14 protein-coding genes and 1 pseudogene are annotated in these 17,540 nt (G+C 64.0%); 10 read left to right on the top strand and 5 right to left on the bottom strand.

What is annotated here, in order from left to right; all coding sequences use genetic code 11:
- The first annotated feature begins 95 nt into the window (after positions 1–95).
- Together NKJ76_RS15360 and NKJ76_RS15355 are read left to right on the top strand one after the other, a co-directional pair.
- A complete protein-coding gene (locus tag NKJ76_RS15360; RefSeq protein ID WP_352537795.1) occupies positions 96–1,277 on the top strand; it encodes an MFS transporter in 1,182 nt (393 codons plus the stop codon).
- Between the two features lie 43 nt (positions 1,278–1,320).
- Positions 1,321–2,355, top strand: a complete 1,035-nt coding sequence (locus NKJ76_RS15355) for an aldo/keto reductase (protein ID WP_352537794.1) — start codon at positions 1,321–1,323, stop codon at positions 2,353–2,355.
- Positions 2,356–2,415: 60 nt separating this feature from the next.
- Here the strand turns inward: NKJ76_RS15355 and NKJ76_RS15350 are convergent, their stop codons facing one another.
- Positions 2,416–2,688: an usg protein gene (locus NKJ76_RS15350; protein ID WP_023668649.1), complete on the bottom strand. Its 273-nt coding sequence runs from the start codon at positions 2,686–2,688 to the stop codon at positions 2,416–2,418.
- Positions 2,689–2,994: 306 nt separating this feature from the next.
- Between NKJ76_RS15350 and acs the strand changes: the two genes are divergently transcribed.
- Together acs and NKJ76_RS15340 are read left to right on the top strand one after the other, a co-directional pair.
- Positions 2,995–4,950: an acetate--CoA ligase gene (gene acs, locus NKJ76_RS15345; protein WP_352537793.1), complete on the top strand. Its 1,956-nt coding sequence runs from the start codon at positions 2,995–2,997 to the stop codon at positions 4,948–4,950.
- Positions 4,951–4,959: 9 nt separating this feature from the next.
- A complete protein-coding gene (locus NKJ76_RS15340) occupies positions 4,960–5,697 on the top strand; it encodes an MOSC domain-containing protein (RefSeq protein WP_352537792.1) in 738 nt (245 codons plus the stop codon).
- Positions 5,698–5,763: 66 nt separating this feature from the next.
- Here NKJ76_RS15340 and NKJ76_RS15335 read toward each other — a convergent pair whose 3' ends face one another.
- Positions 5,764–7,032 carry a class I SAM-dependent methyltransferase gene (locus NKJ76_RS15335; protein ID WP_352537791.1) on the bottom strand — a complete coding sequence of 423 codons (1,269 nt, stop codon included), beginning with the start codon at positions 7,030–7,032 and terminating at the stop codon, positions 5,764–5,766.
- 387 nt (positions 7,033–7,419) lie between these two features.
- Positions 7,420–8,289 (bottom strand): transglutaminase-like domain-containing protein, encoded by an 870-nt coding sequence (locus tag NKJ76_RS15330; RefSeq protein ID WP_023693194.1) that lies wholly within the window; start codon positions 8,287–8,289, stop codon positions 7,420–7,422.
- A 180-nt stretch (positions 8,290–8,469) separates the two neighbouring features.
- On the opposite strand from NKJ76_RS15330, the gene NKJ76_RS15325 reads away from it, so the two are divergent.
- Positions 8,470–9,135 carry an HAD-IA family hydrolase gene (locus tag NKJ76_RS15325; protein ID WP_023684076.1) on the top strand — a complete coding sequence of 222 codons (666 nt, stop codon included), beginning with the start codon at positions 8,470–8,472 and terminating at the stop codon, positions 9,133–9,135.
- 142 nt (positions 9,136–9,277) lie between these two features.
- Here the strand turns inward: NKJ76_RS15325 and NKJ76_RS15320 are convergent, their stop codons facing one another.
- Complete coding sequence (locus NKJ76_RS15320; RefSeq protein WP_023688862.1) at positions 9,278–9,484, bottom strand: DUF1674 domain-containing protein; 207 nt, start codon at positions 9,482–9,484, stop codon at positions 9,278–9,280.
- A gap of 105 nt (positions 9,485–9,589) precedes the next feature.
- Here NKJ76_RS15320 and htpX point away from each other — a divergent pair, with 105 nt between their 5' ends.
- Both htpX and NKJ76_RS15310 read left to right on the top strand, forming a co-directional pair.
- Positions 9,590–10,615 (top strand): zinc metalloprotease HtpX, encoded by a 1,026-nt coding sequence (gene htpX / locus NKJ76_RS15315; RefSeq protein WP_023818258.1) that lies wholly within the window; start codon positions 9,590–9,592, stop codon positions 10,613–10,615.
- Positions 10,606–11,991, top strand: coding sequence for an RsmB/NOP family class I SAM-dependent RNA methyltransferase (locus NKJ76_RS15310; RefSeq protein ID WP_352537790.1), 1,386 nt, complete (start codon positions 10,606–10,608; stop codon positions 11,989–11,991). Before htpX ends, NKJ76_RS15310 begins: the two co-directional genes overlap by 10 nt.
- Positions 11,992–12,010: 19 nt before the next feature.
- Here NKJ76_RS15310 and NKJ76_RS15305 read toward each other — a convergent pair whose 3' ends face one another.
- Positions 12,011–12,862, bottom strand: coding sequence for a phytanoyl-CoA dioxygenase family protein (locus NKJ76_RS15305; RefSeq protein WP_502902308.1), 852 nt, complete (start codon positions 12,860–12,862; stop codon positions 12,011–12,013).
- A 175-nt stretch (positions 12,863–13,037) separates the two neighbouring features.
- Between NKJ76_RS15305 and NKJ76_RS15300 the strand changes: the two are divergent.
- From NKJ76_RS15300 to purH, 3 genes and pseudogenes are all read left to right on the top strand, one after another.
- A pseudogene (locus NKJ76_RS15300) lies at positions 13,038–13,880 on the top strand (helix-turn-helix transcriptional regulator).
- A 217-nt stretch (positions 13,881–14,097) separates the two neighbouring features.
- The gene (locus NKJ76_RS15295; RefSeq protein ID WP_352537788.1) at positions 14,098–15,858 is read left to right on the top strand and encodes a heparinase II/III family protein; all 1,761 of its coding nucleotides are present in this window, start codon (positions 14,098–14,100) and stop codon (positions 15,856–15,858) included.
- 65 nt (positions 15,859–15,923) lie between these two features.
- Positions 15,924–17,540 carry a bifunctional phosphoribosylaminoimidazolecarboxamide formyltransferase/IMP cyclohydrolase gene (gene purH / locus NKJ76_RS15290; protein ID WP_352537787.1) on the top strand — a complete coding sequence of 539 codons (1,617 nt, stop codon included), beginning with the start codon at positions 15,924–15,926 and terminating at the stop codon, positions 17,538–17,540.

The following is a 17,540-nucleotide window of genomic DNA, read 5'->3' as shown; positions in this document are numbered from 1 at the left end:
AGGCAAGTCTGGTTCACAAGGCATGGCAACACGATCTCTGCGGTCGGGGCGCGGGTCTGGACAGCGCGCTCATCGAGTTCGAACTGGAAACCGCCATGCCTCTTGCTCTCTACGCCCTCGCTGCCGGCGCCTTCGGCATCGGTGTCACCGAATTCGTCATCATGGGGCTGCTGATCGGTGTCAGCAAAGATCTCGGAGTCTCGATCTCGGCCGCCGGCCACTTGATTTCGGGCTACGCGTTGGGCGTCGTCATCGGCGCGCCGCTTTTGACCATCGCCACCGGCAACTGGCCCCGCAAGACCGTCCTTCTGGCCCTTATGGCGATCTTCACGCTCGGCAACCTCGCCTGTGCGATCGCCCCCGACTACTGGACGCTGATGGGCGCCCGCATCATCACCGCCTTTGCCCATGGCACTTTCTTTGGCGTCGGCTCGGTGGTCGCCACCGGCCTGGTCGCGCCCAACAAGAAAGCCTCGGCGATCGCGCTGATGTTCACCGGCCTGACTATCGCCAACATCCTCGGCGTGCCCTTCGGCACTTGGCTCGGCCAGACCTTCGGCTGGCGCGCCACCTTCTGGGCCGTAACCCTGGTCGGCTTGGCAGCCTTTGCCGTCATCCTGCTTCTGGTGCCGCGCAGCAAGGAAGCGCCCGAGAAGACCAATCTGCGCGCAGACCTCGCAGTGCTGCGCCGCACGCCGGTGTTGCTCGGCCTCGCCACCACCGTGCTCGGCTATGCCGGCGTCTTCGCCGTCTTCACCTACATCGCCCCGCTGCTCACCGAGATCACCGGTTTTGGGGAAGCCGCCGTGTCGCCGATCCTGCTGGTCTTCGGCGGCGGTCTTATCGCTGGCAATCTGCTTGGCGGCAAGGTCGCCGACCGCTGGTTGGTGCCGGCGGTGCTCGGCAGCCTCGTGGTGCTGGCGTTGGTGCTGGCCACAATGACCTTCGCCGTCCACAGCCAAATCCTGGCCGTCATCTGTGTCGGCCTGCTTGGTGCCGCCGCCTTCGCCACCGTGGCGCCGCTGCAGATGTGGGTGCTGGAAAAGGCGCAAGGCGCGGGCCAGAGCCTCGCCTCGTCCTTCAACATCGCCGCCTTCAACCTCGGCAATGCCGCCGGCGCTTGGCTTGGCGGCGCGGTGATTGCCCATGGCCTCGGCCTCGGCTCACTAACCTGGATCGCCGCTTTGCTGCCGGTCGCGGCTCTTGGCGTCGCTGCCCTGGCGCTGCGCCTCGATCGCGCCCCCACAATCGGGGCGCCGGTCTGCGCCCAGTCATGAGCATCACGCGCAATCCTTCTTCGACATCATCAAGGAGCATAAAATGGATTATCGACGTCTCGGCACATCGGGCCTGAAAGTGCCCGCACTCTCTTTCGGCGCCGGCACTTTCGGCGGCTCCGGGCCGCTGTTCGGGGCCTGGGGCAACAGCGACGCCAAGGAAGCGCGGCGGCTGATCGACATCTGCCTCGAGGCCGGCGTCAATCTGTTCGACACCGCCGATGTCTATTCGAACGGCGCCTCCGAGGAAGTGCTTGGCGAAGCCATCAAAGGCCGCCGCGACGCGGTGCTGATCTCGACCAAGACTTCGCTGCCGATGGGCGACAGACCGGCCGACTACGGCTCGTCGCGCTCGCGGCTGAGCAAAGCCGTCGACGCCGCCCTGAAGCGCATGGGCACCGATTACATCGACCTGTTGCAGCTGCACGCCTTCGATGCAGGCACGCCGATCGAGGAGGTGTTGTCGACGCTGGACGACCTCGTGCGCGCCGGCAAGCTGCGCTATGTCGGCGTCTCCAACTTCTCCGGCTGGCAGGTGATGAAATCGCTGGCGGAAGCCGACAAGCACGGTTATCCGCGCTACGCCGCGCATCAGGTCTACTACTCGCTGGTCGGTCGCGACTATGAATGGGAGCTGATGCCGCTCGGTATCGACCAGGGCATCGGCGCGCTGGTGTGGAGCCCGCTCGGCTGGGGCCGCCTGACCGGCAAGATCCGCCGCGGCCAGCCCCTGCCGGAAAAGAGCCGGCTGCACGACACCGCCGATTTCGGCCCGCCGGTCGCGGACGAACATCTCTACCGGGTCATGGATGCGCTTGATGCGATGGCTGAAGAGACCGGCAAGACCGTGCCGCAGATCGCCATCAACTGGCTGTTGCGGCGCCCGACCGTGTCCTCGGTCATCATCGGCGCCCGCAACGAGGAACAGCTGCGCCAGAACCTCGGCGCCGTCGGCTGGGCATTGACGCCGGAGCAGGTCAAAAAGCTCGACGCCGCAAGCGAAGTGACCGCGCCCTACCCGTACTTCCCCTATCACCGCCAGGAAGGTTTCGCCCGACTGAACCCGTCTGCGGTGTGATCGCACGACGTTGAAGCTGCCAATCTCCCCCCTTGCGGGGGACATCAGCTATACTGCCGCTCAGTGCAGCACGAACTCCCCATCCACCTTCCGCCATTCGTTCGGCGCGATCAGCTTCTGGTGCGTGTAGCTGATCGAATGCAGCGGCCCGTCGAGCCTGGCCTTCCAGAACTCGATGAACTTGATCAGCACCGGAAACTTCGGCGCCAGATCGTAATCCTGCCAGATGAAGCTCTGCAGCAGATGCGGGTGGTCGGGAAAATGGTACAGAATCTTGGCCGTGGTCAGGCCATACCCCTTGAGCATCAGGTCCATTTCGGAATGATCGCGCATGACAGCCCCTTGGCCTAGTTGATTCTCCATTCCTCCCAACACCGAATTGTGCGCGCCGTTCCTTAACTGTCTATGATTTTCCTGATCCCAATCGGGTTTTACACACGAAAACATGCGGTTAGCAGCGACCGCCGCCGAGTGCTGATACAACCGAAAACGGAAGCTGCGGCATCCCGCCACGCGAATCCAACGTCTAATGTTGCCGTCAGCGCGGAACTGTTAATAATGCCGCCGAATTCGCGGCTGCGTCGCCGTGATCCTGGCTGTGGTCAAGCCGGCGGGGTGGTTTGGGAGGAAAGTGAAGACATGTCCGAGGTGAAGATCCACCGCGTCCAGCCGGCGTGGAAGAAGAATGCGCTGATCGACAACGACACCTACCTCAAATGGTATGCCGACAGCGTGAAGAATCCGGACAAGTTCTGGGGCAAGCACGGCAAGCGCATCGACTGGTTCAAGCCGTTCAGCAAGGTCAAGAACACCTCCTTCGAGGACAAGGTCTCGATCAAATGGTTCGAGGACGGCGAAACCAACGTCTCCTACAACTGCATCGACCGCCATTTGAAGAAGCGCGGCAACCAGACAGCCATCATCTGGGAAGGCGACAATCCCTACGACGACAAGAAGATCACCTATAACGAGCTCTACGAGCATGTCTGCCGGCTCGCCAATGTGATGAAGAAGCACGGCGTCAGGAAGGGCGACCGCGTCACCATCTACATGCCGATGATCCCGGAAGCGGCCTACGCGATGCTGGCTTGCACCCGCATCGGCGCCATCCACTCGATCGTCTTCGGCGGCTTTTCACCGGACGCGCTGGCCGGCCGCATCGATGACTGCAAGTCGACCTTCGTCATCACCGCCGACGAAGGCCTGCGCGGCGGCAAGCCGATCCCGCTGAAGGAAAACACCGACAGAGCGATCGAAATCGCCGCCAAGGCCGGCACCAAGGTCGATAAGGTGGTCGTCGTTCGCCGCACCGGCGGCAAGACCGGCTGGGTCCAGGGACGCGACATCTGGTACCATGACGAGATCGCCACGGTGAAAGGCGACTGCAAGCCGGAGAAGATGAAGGCCGAGGATCCGCTGTTCATCCTCTATACCTCAGGCTCGACCGGCAAGCCGAAGGGCGTGCTGCACACCACCGCCGGCTATCTCGTCTATGTCTCGATGACCCACCAATATGTCTTCGACTACCATGATGGCGATATCTACTGGTGCACCGCCGATGTCGGTTGGGTCACCGGCCACAGCTACATCGTCTATGGCCCGCTCGCCAACGGCGCCACCACGCTGATGTTCGAGGGCGTGCCGAACTACCCCTCGCAGTCGCGCTTCTGGGAAGTCATCGACAAGCACAAGGTCAACATCTTCTACACCGCGCCGACGGCACTGCGCGCGCTGATGGGCGCCGGCGACGAACCGGTGAAGAAGACCTCGCGCAAGTCGCTGCGCGTGCTGGGCTCGGTCGGCGAACCGATCAATCCGGAAGCTTGGGAGTGGTATTTCAACATCGTCGGCAACGGCAAGGTGCCGATCGTCGACACATGGTGGCAGACCGAAACCGGCGGCATCCTGATCACGCCGCTGCCCGGCGCCACCGACCTCAAGGCCGGCTCGGCGACGCGGCCCTTCTTCGGCATCAAGCCGCAACTGGTCGACGGCGAAGGCAAGGTGCTGGAAGGGGCGGCCGACGGCAATCTCTGCATCGCCGATTCCTGGCCCGGCCAGATGCGCACGGTCTATGACGATCACGACCGCTTCGTGCAGACCTATTTCTCCACCTACAAGGGCAAATACTTCACCGGAGACGGCTGTCGCCGCGACGCCGACGGCTATTACTGGATCACCGGCCGCGTCGACGACGTCATCAACGTTTCCGGCCACCGCATGGGAACGGCCGAGGTCGAATCGGCGCTCGTCAGCCATGAGAAGGTGTCGGAAGCAGCTGTCGTCGGCTATCCCCACGACATCAAGGGCCAGGGCATCTACAGCTACGTTACCTTGATGAAAGGCGTGGAGCCGAGCGAGGAACTGCGCAAGGAGCTTGTCGCCCATGTCCGCAAGGAGATCGGCGCCATCGCCTCGCCCGACAAGCTGCAGTTCGCGCCCGGACTGCCGAAAACCCGCTCCGGCAAGATCATGCGCCGTATCCTGCGCAAGATCGCCGAGGACGATTTTTCCGCACTCGGCGATACCTCGACACTGGCCGATCCGGCCGTGGTCGATGATCTGATCGCCAACCGCCAGAACAAGAAGGGCTGAGGGGATTTGATGGCTGCACTGGGCGCAGTCACGGAGCTCTGGCGTTACCCTGCAAGTTCGCTTGCCGGCGAACGCCAGGACGCCATTTCGGTCGGCCTTGAAACCATCGACGGCGACCGGCTGTTCGGCCTTGTCGATGTCTCGGATAATGAGATCGCGCGGCCCGACCGCGACGCCAAGTGGCACAAGGTGCCGCGCATCCGCACCCGGCTCACCAACGATCGCGAGTTGGAGATCGCCGTTCCCGACGGCGACTGGCTGGCAGTGCCGGCTGTGGAATGCGACCAAGCCATCTCGGCCTATCTCGGCTTCGCCGCCTCGATCCGGCCGTTCAGCCAGGACAACGCCCCCAGCTACACCGGCCCGCTCACCGCGGCGCGCTACCGCAAAGCGCCGATCCATCTCTTGACCACCGCATCGCTGGCGCGGCTAAAGGCGCTGCACCCCGAAGGCATTCCCGATCCGCGCCGCTTCCGCCCCAACATTGTCGTCGACATGGCGGCGGTCGAAAGCTCGTTTCCCGAGACCGAATGGATTGGCCGCAAGCTTGCCATCGGCGACCTGCTGGTGACCGTCTCGGAGCCGTGCCGCCGCTGCGGCTTCACCATCATCAGCCAGGACGGCTTCGACCACGATCCCGGCATCCTGCGCAATCTGGTCCGCCACAACGCCCATAATCTCGGCGTCTATTGCACTGTGGACAGGCCTGCCCGTGTCGAGATCGGCGCGCCGATGCGGTTCGTGTAGGCCTCTACCGCGAGGCAGCGAATCGCAGACCTTGGAAAGCGTGGGGTTCGGCCCCGAATCCTATCCCTACCGATACAGATCCGCCCGTGTCGGCGGCAGCCCGCTCGGGCCGCGTGCGCGTTTGGTGACGACGGTCTGAAAAATCTGCGCCGAGGCGCGCTCGAAGGTGATCGAGCAGCCGGTGAGATAAAGCAGCCACAGCCGTGCCTTGGCCTCGCCGACTTCGGCGACCGCCTCGTCGAAGCGAGCCTGCAGCCGCTCGGCCCACAGCCGGCAGGTGCGCGCATAGTGCTCGCGCAGATTCTCGACGTCGTAGACCAGGAAGCCATGCGCCTCCAGATTGCCCAGCGTCATGCCGATCGTGTCGAGTTCGCCGCCTGGGAAAATGTATTTGAGCAGCGCCTTGAACTCCGGCCCCTTGCGCAAGGTTTTCTTCAAGTCGCCCTTGCTGCGCCTGGTGATGGCGTGGTGCAGATAGATGCCGCCGGGCTTCAGCAAGCGATGGATGGTCTTGAAATATGTGGCGTGGTTGGCGAGGCCGAGATGCTCGAACATGCCGATCGACGATATCTTGTCGAAGGAGCCTTTGAGCTCCGTATAGGATTTGATTTCGATGGTGATGCGGTCCTGCAGCCCTTCGGCGCGGATGCGCTCGCGGGCGAGATCGGTCTGCGCCTGCGACAGCGACACGCCATGGCCGACGACGCCGTAATTTTTGGCCGCATGGATCAGCATGGCGCCCCAGCCGCAGCCGATGTCGAGCAGCTTTTCGCCCGATTTCAGCCTGAGCTTGCGGCAGATATGGTCGAGCTTGTCGGCCTGCGCCTGGTCGATGCCATCGGCGAAATCCTTAAAGTAGCCGCAGCTGTAGACCATGCGCTCGTCGAGGAAGAGCTGGTAAAAGGCATTCGAAATGTCGTAGTGATGCTGGATCGCCTCCTGGCTCGACCCGCTGACATAGGGGTTGCGACCCGACAGATCGGTGCGTGCACTCATCTGCTTGCGTGACAGGAGCACCGCCGGCAGGTCGCGCAGGATCGCCAGCTTCGGCAGCGACTTGAGCTTGGTCCTCAGCTTGCCTTGCGACGGCAGTGCGTAGAAATCGAAAATCGTCCCATCTTCGATGTCTATCGTCTTGGAGATCCACATCTCGATCAGTGTCGACAACGATGGCCGCTTCACCACCTGCCAGACGATGTCCTGGTCGTTGATGGTGAGCACGGGCCCGGTGGCGGGACCGATCCGCTCGCCGGTCCACAGCTTGACCGCAAAACCCGGCTTCAGCGTTTCGATCACCGTTCGCACGATGCGCGCGGCCTTCTCGGCTGCCTCCATGGCCATCCTCCCGAGTCCTGACAATCCACCTTGCATGGATTTTGCCCGCCCTCGCGGCTCTTCGCAACCCGGCGCAAAAGGCGGCTCGCCAGCTATTTCAAATCGGCATCTTGTTTTTTGCTGCAACGCACCCCATCATCTGTACGTGTTCAACAAATCGAAAGGAGGTGATCCGATGTCGAGTGATTTCGTTTTCCAGAACGTGGCCTCAGCGGATTGCACTTTCGGGAAGCAGTCTTCCCGTTAAGGCGCGATAAGCGCGGCGGGTGACCTCGGTCGCCGCCATTGGCCGCGCCACGGACGGAAACACGGAAGGCCGCCGGCTTCGTCAAGAAGCGGCGGCCTTTTCCATTTCCGGATTGTGTGTCGAAGCGGATCAGAATCCGGTCACGCCAGCATCCGCGCGCTCACCGTCTTGTCGACGCCGTGATAGGGCGGGTTGAACAGATTGCCTTCCTGCTCGTAGGTCCAGACCTTGAACAGCGAAAGTTGGTGCGGGCCGAAGCTGTGCAGCAGCGGGACATCCGTGGCATCACGACCGCGCGCGATGACGACGCGGCCTATCCTCGGACGATTATGACGGGGGTCGAACGTGTACCATTTGCCGTCGAGGAACACTTCCATCCAGGCCGAAAAATCCATCGGCGCCGGGTCGGCCGGCACGCCGATGTCGCCGAGATAGCCGTTCACATAGCGGGCCGGGATGTTCATGCAGCGGCAGAGCGTGATCGCTAGATGGGCGAAGTCGCGGCATACACCAACCTGCTCCTCATGCGCTTGGGCTGCGGTGCGCGTCGACCGCGCATAGCCATAGCCGAAGGACAGCCGGTTGTGGACATAGTCGACGATCGCCTGCACCCGCGCCCAGCCGGAGGGAACATGGCCGAAAAGCTGCCAGGCCAGACTGCTCAGATGATCGGTCTCGCAATAGCGGCTGCCGAGGAGGTAGCCGAGCACATCGTCCGGCAGTTCCGCCACCGGCACTTCCCTGGCCAGCGTGTTGACCGCGTCAGGCTCCCCGCTGTCCTCGACGGCTGCGTCATAGAGAATGCGGAAACTGCCTGCGGGTGCGGTGAAGCGGCGGCAGGTATTGCCGAACAGATCGTGATAGACCTTGCTCGGCACTGAAGGCGACGTCAGCACGCGCGTCTGCCGTTTGATGTCGGCCTGACGATCCCTGTGGATATCAAGCAGCGAGATGACCGGCGTGGCGCCGACGCATTCAATGGCGATTTCGTAGCCGAGCCGGATCAGCACAATGATTGCCCCTTCGATCCCGTGGAAAACAGTATGCTCAAAACGCCAGAGGCGGGACCATGGTTCCTTGGAACTATCGAAAAGGCTCTCCCGCGGCTTCCCAGGCAGGCGTGGCGACGTTACGGTCGCACGACATGTTTCGACCCTCCCGAAACGATCCCTAACCCCGTGGAAAATCTGATGTTTGCAGGCAGAAAATTCGCCGCGTTCCTGTTCGATATGGATGGCACGGTGCTCAATTCGATCGCCTCGGCCGAGCGCGTCTGGGCGGCGTGGGCGCTTAAGCACGGTCTCGACGTCGAAGCCTTCCTGCCGACGATCCATGGCGTGCGGGCGGTCGAGACCATCACCAGGCTGGCGCTTCCCGGCGTCGACCCTGTTCATGAGGCGTTTGTGCTGTTGCAGGCCGAGTCGGACGATGTCGAAGGCGTGCTGCCGATCGCCGGCGCCGTGCCGTTCCTCAACGCTTTGCCGCCAGAGCGCTGGGCGATCGTCACCTCGGCGCCGCGCCCGTTGGCGCTGCTGCGCATGCGGGCCGCCGGCATCCCGGTTCCCGCCTTGGTGGTCGCGGCCGAGGATGTGTCGCACGGCAAGCCGGCGCCCGACTGTTTCCTGCTGGCGGCAAAACGGCTCGGCGTCGATATCGGCGACTGTCTGGTCTTCGAGGACGCACCGGCCGGTATCGCGGCGGCAGAAGCAGCGGGCGCGTCGGTGATGGTGATCAGCGCCACTCACCAGCATCCAATGACGACTCAGCACAACTCGATTGGCGGCTACGAAACCGTCTCCATCGCCATCGATGACAGCGGCTGGATGACGCTGGGGGCACAGCGCAGCGCGGCCTGAGGAACTGGAGGACTGGAGGACTGGAGGACTGGAGGACTGGAGGACTGGAGGACTGGAGGACTGGAGGACTGGAGGACTGCTATGCGCCTTTTTCTTCAACTCTTCAGTTCACCAGTTCCCCAGTTCTTCCCTTCCTGAACCCCTAGAAATCGCTAGCCAGCCCCTTCACTTCCCAGTCGCCGTAGCGGCCGGGTTCCTTGCCGCCGCGGCCGCCGATTTCCTTCGGCAACGCAGCTTCCTTCTGGCGATATGCTTCACGGCGCGCCTCGGCTTCAGCCAGCGCTCGGCTGGCCGCCGGCGTCAGGTCCTTCTCCCGGTCGGCATCGGCTTTGCTGGGTTGGTCGGTCATGCGATAGTCCGGGCGGATTGAAACGAAGGGCGGCGTTTCCCATCATATAGCCATGAGTTCACCCCGATCGACCTTTTTTTGCCACGGCCGCACAGGGAGCAGATGATGAGCACGCTACGCACCACCATGCTTCTGGCCGCGATGACGGCGCTGTTCATGGGCGTCGGCTTTCTGATCGGCGGCACCGGCGGCATGATGATCGCCTTCCTGGTCGCCGCGGGCACCAATCTGTTCAGCTACTGGAATGCCGACAAGATGGTGCTGTCGATGAACCGCGCCGTCGAGGTCAACGCGAAGAACGCGCCCGAATTCCACGCCATCGTCGAGGCGTTGGCCAAGCAGGCCGGCCTGCCGATGCCCAAGACTTATCTGATCGACAATCCGCAGCCGAACGCCTTCGCCACCGGCCGCAATCCCGAGAACGCCGCGGTCGCGGCCTCGACCGGGCTGCTGGAGCGCCTGTCGCATGAGGAGGTGGCGGCAGTCATGGCGCATGAGCTGGCCCACATCCAGCATCGAGACACGCTGACCATGACCATTGTCGCGACACTCGCCGGCGCCATCTCGATGCTCGGCAATTTCGCCTTCTTCTTCGGCGGCAGCCGCGACAACAACAACCCGTTCGGCTTTGTCGGCGTGCTGGTGGCGATGCTGGTCGCGCCCTTCGCCGCCATGATCGTGCAGATGGCGGTCAGCCGCACGCGCGAATACGAGGCCGACCGGCGCGGCGCCGAAATCGTTGGAAATCCGCTTTGGCTGGCATCAGCGCTTGACAAGATCGCCCGCGGCGCCGAACGCATCCGCAACCCGGATGCCGAACGCAATCCCGCGACCGCGCATCTCTTCATCATCAATCCCCTTCACGGCGAGCGCATGGACAGCCTGTTTTCGACCCACCCGAACACCGACAACCGCATCGCCGCGCTGCAGGCGATGGCGCGCGACATGGCAGGCCGCCAGCCGGCGCCGCGCCAGGCGCCGACGCCAGAGCAAACAGAAGAATTCCCGGCCGATGTCGAGCAAGGCCCGTGGGGCAAGGCAGCACAACCCACGCCGCCGACCAAACCGGCCAAGCCGAAAGCCAATCCGTGGGGCCGCAATCCGACCGGACCCAAAGGTCCGTGGTCGTGAGCGGCGCCAGATCCCGGCCCGCACATTCAGGCGATCGCGAAAACAGCTCGGACGAATTCGTCGCCGGCCTCGCCGCGCGCAAGGCAGCGGCGCGGCTGCTGGCCGCCGTTATCGACGCCAAGACGCCGCTCGACGGGCTGACCGACCACGAGAACGGCCATCCGCAATACAAGGTGCTCGACCTGCGCGACCGCGGCCTGGTGCGCGCCATACTGGTGACCGCGCTGCGCTACCGCATGACCATTGCCGGGCTCCTCGCCCGCCGCCTTGAAAAGCCGCTGCCGCCCAACGCCACAGCGCTGTCGCACATCCTGCATGTTGCGGCGGCGCAGATCCTGTTCCTCGACATCCCCGACAGCGCCGCCGTCGATTTGGCTGTGACCCACGCCAAGTCGGACCCACGCACGCAGCGCTTTTCCGGCCTCGTCAACGGCGTGCTGCGCACTTTGGTGCGCGCCAAGGAGACCGAACTGCCGGCAGCTCTTGCCGCCACCGACGAGGCGCCAAAATGGTTCTCCGACCGGCTGAAGGCCGCCTATGGCGCCGAGATGACCAGACAGATCCTGGCGGCGCATCGCGTTGAGGCGCCGGTCGATTTCACGGTCAAGGCCGATCCCGAACTGTGGGCCGAAAAGCTCGGCGGCATCGTGCTGCCGACCGGCACGGTGCGAGTGGAAAAGCTCAACGCCTCCGTCACCGAACTGCCGGGCTTCAGCGAAGGCGCATGGTGGGTCCAGGACGCCGCCGCCAGTTTTCCGGCGCGGCTGTTCGGCGATGTCAAAGGATTACGCGTCGCCGACCTCTGCGCCGCCCCCGGCGGCAAGACCGCTCAGCTGATCCTTGCCGGCGCCAAAGTCACCGCCGTGGACACCTCGAAGAACCGGCTGGCGCGGCTGACGCAGAACCTCGAACGGCTCGGGCTGTCCGCCGAGATCGTGCAGGCCGATCTGCTGAAATACCAGCCGGCGGAGCTTTTCGACGCCGTCCTGCTCGACGCGCCCTGCTCTTCCACAGGCACGGTTCGGCGCCACCCCGACGTGCCATGGACCAAGACGGCAGCCGACGTCGAAAAGCTAGCCGATCTGCAAGCAAAGCTGCTCGCCCGCGCCGTCACTTTGGTCAAACCGGGCGGTCGGATTGTTTTTTCCAACTGTTCGCTGGACCCGATCGAAGGCGAGGATCTGTATCGCGTCTTTCTGGCCGGCAACAAAACCGTCGCCGACGATCCACTGCAGCCCGGCGAAATCGCCGGCATCGACGCCTTCCTGACCCCGCAAGGCACGCTGCGCACCACACCCGCCGATCTTGACCGTGGTTCGCCAGGGGTTTCCGGCCTGGACGGCTTCTTTGCCGCCCGCATGCGACGTCTGGCCTGACTCCGACGCGACGACATGCCTAAAGCATGTCGTCCAAGGACCAGTGCTTCCCCCACCTTGCATCGATCTCATCATCGACATTCTGGTAGCGGATATCGGTGGAGAGCCGGATACGCCCCTCCGCGCTCTGGTTGGTTGTCGAGGCGTGGATCATGTAGGGCGAGTGGAGGACGACATCGCCGGCCTCGAAATCCGCGATCAGCCAGCGTGTATCGAAGCGCTCCGCCATGTCGGGCAGGTCCTTCGACACCCAGCCGCCCTCGCTCATGTTCCGGTTGTAGGCGCTGATGCGCTCCTGCGGGCTCAGCCCGGCATTGTCCCTGGCGAACCGGGCCTCCATGTCGAGGCCGATGGCGTGCGATCGCTCGAGATAGACCAGGCCGCCCATGTCGACGGGAACGTCGCCGATCGGGATCCAGGCCGTGACGATGCGGCTGGTGCCGCCGCGAAGATAGACGAGATCGTAATGCGCCGGCGTCGCCACGGTGGTGCCCGGTTGGGTGAAGCGCATGATCTTGCGCTTGTGCAAATAGGACAGCCCGCCGACGAACGCATCCATCAGCCGGGCCATCCGGGGCTGTGCGCAGAACCCTTCATAGGCGGTGGAGCGAACCAGCGCCATCAACCGGCGATCGGCGAGCTGACGGTCGAACGTGCCGGCCGCCAGGCCAAGCGCGGGATCGGACCCGGGCTGCAGCAAGCCGGTGTCGGCCAGATACGAAAACACCCAGCCGCGAAAATCTATGACGTCGCGGCGCGGCAGCATACCTTTCAGCCAGACATAGCCTTGCTCGGCAAGGAGGCCTCGAATGGCATCGATGCCGATCCCGGCGTCGTTTGGCACGAGATGACCCAACCGGTTCGGCGCCATCGATAATGTCTTGCCGTTGGCGTTCAGATCGATTGACGCAACAGGACTCCGTCGTTGCATGCCACCTGTTGAGCTTGACATTTCAGCCACCTGCGATTTTCCATCCTTAGCTGGAAATGCCATACTGTTTGCACACTCGCCCATGGACGGAACGAAGCCATGGACTTTTTCGCTCATGAACGATCTCTCTTACGCACTCTACAGATCCGCACCGGCCGCGGCCGGCGGCCTGTCGGTTACAGGGATTGGTCGGCATCGCGTCACGCAGGCGATCCAAGCGCGCAAATTGCCGGAATTCGCCGTGGTGCTGATTGAGAACGGTCAAGGCTGGCTTGAAACCAGGACTGCCGGCATGCAGACGATCCAAGCGCCGGCCCTGTTCTGGCTGCTTCCCGGGAGGATGCATTCCTTCGGGCCGGACGCATCGGGCTGGCTCGAACGCTGGGCGCTCTTCGACGGGGCCTTGATACGCGATTTCACCCGGCTGCGGCTGATCGCCGAGGACGCCCCTGTCGTCCCCTTGCGCGACCTCGACAAAATGCAGCGGCTGTTCGACAGGCTGCATAGTGAGCTGTCGCTCGATACGATGCTGAGCCAGGCAGAAGCCGCCGCCACGATGCATCGCATCGTCGTGCGTGCTGCCCGCCAGGCAATGGATTGGAACAACCGTCAACGAAACCCCAGCCTCCAGGATGCCGCCGACATGTAGCCCATCGTCGACGAATTGCGCCGCTGCGCGTGCGACCCGGTGGATTTCGATGCCTTCGCCGCGAAATTCTCGATGTCGCCGGCAACCTTGCGGCGCAGATTTGCGCGGGCAGCCGGCATGTCGCCCAAGGCCTTCCAACTGCGCACGAGGCTCGACCGCGCCAAACAGATGCTGGCCGCCTCCGATTCGCCCATCGAGTCCATTGCGGCCGCCGTCGGCATCCACGACGCCTTCTATTTCTCCCGTCTGTTTCGCGACCGCGAAAACTGTTCGCCCAGCGAATTTCGGTCTCGCCACAACCGCAAGTGAGTGCCGGATTGCCGGCCTTAAACCCGCGAAGCGCTTGAGTTTTTTCGGGGTGGGTCGGTGGCCGGCAGCGTGAGGCGCTTCACGTCGGCGGAATTCGACTTCGCATAAGTTCTTGAATCATATAAGCTTGTGCTGGGGTACCGGAACATGATGCCGAAACCTGCGACGCGGTTTTCGGACGACAGCATGCTCTATCTCCAGGCGACGAGGAGGGGTTTTGGCACTGGCTGCCGGCAGCACGACACGTCTGTGGACGCTTGTCGCTAAGGAGTTTTGGCGCAAGACGCGCCGGCGCCTTCGCGCAGGGCCAGTCTATCGCTGGCGCTATTCCGGGCGCACGCCCGAACGCGTCCTGATTGCACCGCCCGACCTCAGGCTCGCCGATCCGCAGATCGCGCTCGAGATCTACTATGGCCGCTATCCGCTGTCGGGACACCTCGTCGAGACCGGCGGCAAATCGCCATTCCAGATCGATGTCGCCAATCGCGGCTGGGTGAAGACGCTGCACGGCTTTCGTTGGCTGCGCCATATGCGCGCCGCCGGCACCGAGCTGGCCGCCGCCAATGCACGCGCGCTTGTCTCCGACTGGATCGCCATGCATGGCAACCAGATTTCCGGCATAGCCTGGGAGCCCGGCACCACCGCCAAGCGCGTCATTGCCTGGTTGCAACACTCCTCGGTTGTCCTACAAGGGGCCGAATTTCCGTTCTATCGCGCCTTCCTGAAATCGCTCGCCGTGCAGATCCGCTATCTCCGCTCGATGGCGCGCGAAATGCCGGACGGCAAGGACAGGCTGCGCGCTCGCATCGCGCTTGCCTTCGCCGCGCTGTCGCTGCCGGCGCCGGCCTCCGCACTGCGCGGCGCCACCCGCAACCTGGCGGAAGAACTCGACCGCCAGATCCTTCCCGATGGCGGCCATATTTCGCGCAACCCGATGGCGGTGCTCGAACTTCTCGCCGATCTCCTGCCGCTGCGTCAGACCTATGCCAATCAGGCCGAAACGCCACCGGCCGCCCTGATGGGCGCCATCGACCGCATGCTGCCGGCGCTCCGTTTCTTCCGCCATCAGGATGGCAGCCTGGCCCGCTTCAACGGCATGGGCGCGACCATCCACGACCGCATTGCCACCATCTTGCGCCACGACGACACCGCCGGCGCGCCGCTGCTGCACGCGCCGCATTCCGGCTATGAGCGCCTGTCGATGGGCGGCGTGACGGTGATTGCCGATACCGGCCCGTCGCCGGCCGTCGATGTGTCCAACGCCGCGCATGCCGGGTGCCTGGCCTTCGAACTCTCGTCCGGTCGCCAGCATTATATCGTCAATGCCGGCATCGACACCTATGGCGCCGCCGAGTTCCGGCCGCTGGCCCGTGCCACCGCGGCGCATTCGACCGCCACCATCAACGACACCTCGTCGGCGCGGTTTTCCCATTCGCTGCGCGTCAACGACCTGCTCGGCTCACCCTTGCTCGGCGGCCCGCAGCATGTGCCTTGCAAGCGCATCGACCAGAAGGGCACGCAAGGCTTCATCGCCCGCCATGACGGCTATATGCAGCGCTTCGGCTTCCTGCATGAGCGCGAGCTGAAACTGTCGAGCGAGGGCAATGTGCTCGCCGGCAGGGATCGCTTCCTCCGCCCGGGCGGTGCGGCGATCCGCAACAATGGCCGCGACTTCGTCGTGGTGCGCTTCCACATCCACCCTGACATCAACCTTTTGCAGGACGAGCATGACCGCCTGGTGCTGACCGCCGACCAGGCCGACACCTGGGTGTTCACCTGCACCGAAGTGGTGCCGGAGGTCGAGGAATCGATCTATTTCGCCGGCCTTGGCGGCCCGCGCCGCAGCCGCCAGATCGTGCTCGCCTTCAAGGCCTCGGAGATCGCCGAGGTGCATTGGCAGCTCACGCGCACCGGCATCGCCGGCCGAGAACAGCTGAGCGTCGTTGCCGGCGCCGGCTTGATCGAGCTTCCGGCTTGATTTCCTGACCTCATGTGCTACGGCCCGGCAACGCTCTCCAATCAGCCCTGAAAGGCCGCCAGCCCATGGCCGTCGCCGCCAAGAACATTCCGGCACCCGACCTCGTTCCGGTCCGCCGCGCCCTGCTTTCCGTCTTCGACAAGACCGGCCTGACCGACTTCGCCAAAGGGCTGGTCGCGGCCGGCGTCGAGCTGGTCTCGACCGGAGGTACGGCAAAGGCGATCGCCGAGGCGGGGCTGGCGGTGCGTGACGTCTCGGAACTGACAGGCTTTCCCGAGATCATGGACGGCCGCGTCAAGACGCTGCACCCGTCGGTGCACGGCGCACTGCTCGGCGTGCGCGACGATCCCGAACACGCCAAGGCGATGCACGATCACCGCATCGAGCCGATCGATCTGCTCGTCTCCAATCTCTACCCGTTCGAGGAGGTCCGCCGTTCCGGCGCCGACTATGCCGCTGTTGTGGAGAACATCGACATTGGCGGCCCGGCGATGATCCGCGCTTCGGCCAAGAATCACGCCTATGTCGCCATCGTCACCGATCCCGGCGACTACGCCTCGGTGCTGAACGCGCTGGAGATGAACATCGGCTCGCTGTCGCTGGATTTCCGCCAGAAGCTGGCGGCCAAGGCCTTTGCCCGCACCGCCAGCTACGATGCGGCGATCTCCGGCTGGTTCGCCGAAACGCTTGAGATCGAGCACCCGACCTGGCGCGCCTTCGGCGGCAGGCTGGAAAGCGTCATGCGCTATGGCGAGAACCCGCATCAGAGCGCCGGCTTCTACGTCAATGGCGACAAGCGGCCGGGGGTCGCCACGGCTCGCCAGTTGCAGGGCAAGCAGCTGTCCTACAACAACATCAACGACACCGATGCCGCCTTCGAGCTGGTCGGCGAGTTCGATCCCAACCGCTGCGCCGCCGTTGCCATCATCAAGCACGCCAACCCGTGCGGCGTCGCCGAGGACGCTTCGCTGGCTGCTGCCTATGCGAGAGCGCTGGCCTGCGACCCGGTTTCGGCCTTTGGCGGTATCGTCGCCATGAACCGCATCCTCGATGCCGAAGCAGCGCAGGAGATCGTAAAAACCTTCACCGAGGTGATCATCGCGCCGAACGCTTCGGAGGACGCTGTCCGCATCATCGCCGCCAAAAAGAATTTGCGACTGCTGGTCACCGGCGGTCTGCCCGATCCGCACGCCGGCGGCATCACTGTGAAATCCGTCGCTGGCGGCATGCTCGTCCAAGGCCGCGACAACGCGGTGGTCGACGATTTCGAACTGAAGGTGGTGACCAGGCGCGCGCCGACGGCGGCCGAGATGGCCGACCTCAAATTCGCTTTCCGCATCGCCAAGCACGTCAAGTCGAACGCCATCGTTTACGCCAAGGACGGCGCCACGGTCGGCATCGGCGCCGGCCAGATGAGCCGCGTCGATTCCTCGCGCATCGCCGCCCGCAAGGCGCTCGACGCCGCCGAGGCGGCGGGCTTGGCCGAGCCGCTGACGCAAGGCTCGGTGGTCGCCTCCGACGCCTTCTTCCCTTTCGCCGATGGGCTGATCTCAGCCATCGAAGCCGGCGCCACTGCCGTCATCCAGCCCGGTGGCTCGATGCGCGACGAAGACGTCATCGCCGCCGCGGATGAACATGGCATCGCCATGGTGTTTACCGGCGTGAGGCATTTCAGGCATTGA

This window comes from Mesorhizobium sp. M0029, assembly GCF_040323735.1.
In the GTDB taxonomy this organism is placed as follows: Bacteria; Pseudomonadota; Alphaproteobacteria; order Rhizobiales; family Rhizobiaceae; genus Mesorhizobium.
Note: the sequence above shows the minus strand (reverse complement) of the source record. Positions and strands in the feature narration are given on the sequence as shown.